Here is a 3166-nt window from a genome sequence, read left to right as displayed (position 1 = left end):
CTTCTATTTTCTCTGCTACTTTCGTTACTTTTTGACGTAACAATGAAACTACATCTGTCATTGATTTTTCTAATAAAAACAAATTAAATAATGTGACTGCACGATGCGGAATTTGTACAGAATAATCCTCTTTTAAGTCCCTTTGAAGTAAGTTAGTTGGTGGAGGACTCGCTTCCCCTTCTACAATATCACAAAGGTCTGTGTTTAACTCTAGTTCTGCTGTTATTAATGAAGCCATATAACTCCCATTTAACCCTGCAAAAGGTTCACCTACATGTGTCTCTTTTCCGTAGCAAAGAAAACCAGGTAACACTTTACCAATAGAGCCAGTGTAAATATACTTATTTTGGTCACCAGGATGTCTTGAAAACATAGGCTCTGAGTTTAAGACCGTTTTATAATCTAAATTATGCTCTCTTGCTAAATCTAATAGCCTCGGAACAGCGGCCCTCATCCCTACAGAATTCACTTCTTCATCTGGTACAGCCAATAAAAGAACATTCCCATCGAATCTTCCTTCACATGCTTGTTCAATCATTGCCATTTGTAATGCGAGGCCGCATTTCATGTCCATTGTTCCTCTACCAAACAGCCAATCTCCATGTTCTATATCTTCACGTACATGGTCTGGAAGTTCATCTTTATGAGAATAAAACATAGATGTTAACTTTTTAGGATTAAATGCATCTTCTTTCCACACTCCGTAATCTTGTACATCTACAACATCAAAGTGACTTACTAGAATTACAGTATTTTTTGTACTATCGCTTTTCTTTACTAGTGCTGTAACAAAATATCGTCCGTCCCCCGTCGGATTTTTTTGCACATGGTGCGGGTTTTCTTTGAAGTACTGTAAATCAGATAATTGCTCCACAACAAAGTCTGGCAATATCACTTCAGCCTCTGTACCTGTAATACTAGGAATTTCAACAAGACTGCTTAATAATTGAATCAATTGTTCTTTTGATTGCCACTTTGACATATAAATCCCCCTATTTTTCCGCATTATGAAAACGAATTCCAATATATGAATAAAAAATGACGACAGCTATCAAAATTATAGTTCTGATGTACTGCCGATTTTTATTGATATTTCATGAGCTGCTTGTTTTACCTTGCTAATAAGAAAAGATAGTCGATCATCATTAATACGATGACTAATTAACCCAACACTTAATGCTCCTACTACTTTATGATTAAATCCGATAATAGGTGCAGCTACTGAAGCTGTCCCTTCTGTTTTTTCACCATAACTGACAGCATATCCTTCATTTTTTATTTGCTTTATTTGATTAAGAAGAATTTGCTTTTGTTCTGGTAATGAAGGAAGTAAATACTCTACAATATGTTCCATTTCATTCGTTTTCATATTGGCAAGCATCGTTTTATTTGCAGCACCAATTGAAAGTGGAATTTGTTCTCCTAGATTATCGATAACCCGAATTTTTAAAGGACTATCAATTCTTTCAATGATAATAGAATGCGTTCCGTTTGGAATATTCAAATAGACACTTTCTTCCACTTCAGCAGCCAAACGTTTCATCACTTCTCTTGCAACAGATCTATAGTCTACCTTCTCCAATTGACGTAACCCTATTTCCATCCACATTGGTCCAATTTTGTACTGTTTTGTCTCTGTAATTTGTGTAACTAACCCATGCTCCATTAGAGAGTTAAGTAATCTATGTACTGTACTAACCGGGAGATGTGTTCCATCAGCTATATCAGAAATAGCCCAATACTCTTTTTCATTTGTAGAATTCAATAATTTAATAATACTTATCGCTCGATCAATGGACTGTACCATAACTCGCCTCAACTTTACTCGTAATATGTTAGTACGCTTAATTAACTATCAATTTAGCAAACATTCGAAATGAAATCAATCTATTTATTTAATTTTCTAACAATAAAAACATATCACTAACAATGAATTGAAAACGCAAACAAAAAAATATTGACTTTTCTTTTTAATTGTCTGAAAATTATAACAAGATTTCACATCACGGAATACATTCCATAATACGGAAAAACATCAAACTTTATTCTATCAACTACGAAAGTGAGGAAAATAATGGCGCAAGTAAACAATACAAACAATGAATTAAAACGTACGATGAAAAGTAGACACTTATTCATGATTGCACTCGGTGGTGTGATTGGAACGGGGTTATTTAACGGATCTGGCTTTATTATAAGTCAAGCTGGACCTGGTGGATCCGTACTTGCCTTTATGGCCGGTGGATTATTAATGTATTTCGTTATGCTATGTCTTGGTGAACTCGCTGTAGCCATGCCTGTTTCGGGTTCTTTCCAGGAATATGCCACTAAATTCATCAATCCTGCAACTGGCTTTACAATCGGATGGTTGTATTGGTTAAGCTGGGCGAATACGACCGGTCTTGAATTTACAACTGCCGGTATTACAATGCAGCGCTGGTTTCCTGATATTCCTGTTTGGGTTTGGTGTTTAATATTTGGCGTTACAATCTTTACTATTAACGCATTATCTGCTCGTAGTTATGCAGAAACAGAATTTTGGTTTTCAAGTATAAAAGTATCTGCCATTATAGCTTTTATAATTCTTGGTGGCGCCGCTATGTTCGGCTTTATTGATTTAAAAGGCGACGAACCAGCTCCACTTCTTTCAAATTTCGTAAATCATGGTGGTTTATTTCCGAATGGACTTGCAGCTATTCTATTAACAATGGTTACAGTCAATTATTCCTTCCAAGGTACAGAGCTTGTCGGAATCGCAGCAGGTGAAAGCGAAGATCCAGCAAAAACTTTACCTCGTTCTATTAGAAATATTATATGGCGCACAATGTTTTTCTTCGTCTTAGCAATCTTTGTTCTTGTTGCTTTAATTCCTTGGGAAGAAGCAGGACTCACAAAGAGCCCATTCGTTGCTGTTTTTGATAATATCGGTATTCCATATGCAGCTGATATTATGAACTTTGTTATTCTTACTGCTGTTCTTTCTGTTGCAAACTCAGGACTATACGCTGCTACTCGCATGCTTTGGTCTTTATCAAAAAACGAAATGGCTCCAGCATTTTTAAAGAAATTATCATCACGTGGGATTCCTCTCAACGCTTTAATCATGACAATAGCTATTTCTGCTTTTTCTCTTTTAACAAGCGTCGTAGCTGCTGAAACGGTTTAC

3 protein-coding genes are annotated in these 3166 nt (G+C 35.9%); 1 reads left to right on the top strand and 2 read right to left on the bottom strand.

Translation table 11 applies throughout. The features are described 5' to 3' along the window. Both ACQGS6_RS25440 and ACQGS6_RS25435 read right to left on the bottom strand, forming a co-directional pair. The coding region (locus tag ACQGS6_RS25440; RefSeq protein WP_426965804.1) for a M20/M25/M40 family metallo-hydrolase at positions 1–1006 on the bottom strand (1006 nt) is incomplete at its 3' end. Between the two features lie 51 nt (positions 1007–1057). Next, positions 1058–1807, bottom strand: coding sequence for an IclR family transcriptional regulator (locus tag ACQGS6_RS25435; RefSeq protein ID WP_061655471.1), 750 nt, complete (start codon positions 1805–1807; stop codon positions 1058–1060). A 267-nt stretch (positions 1808–2074) separates the two neighbouring features. Between ACQGS6_RS25435 and ACQGS6_RS25430 the strand changes: the two genes are divergently transcribed. Further along, on the top strand, positions 2075–3166 hold a 1092-nt coding region (locus ACQGS6_RS25430; protein WP_426965803.1), incomplete at its 3' end, for an amino acid permease.

This window comes from Bacillus sp. GMs2/2 (assembly GCF_050172095.1).
In the GTDB taxonomy this organism is placed as follows: domain Bacteria; phylum Bacillota; class Bacilli; order Bacillales; family Bacillaceae_G; genus Bacillus_A; species Bacillus_A cereus.
Note: the sequence above shows the minus strand (reverse complement) of the source record. Positions and strands in the feature narration are given on the sequence as shown.

Coding starts and splice junctions, on each gene's coding strand:
- ACQGS6_RS25435 (WP_061655471.1), bottom strand. CDS start 1,807: ATGGTACAGTCCATTGATCGAGCGATAAGTATTATTAAATTATTGAAT.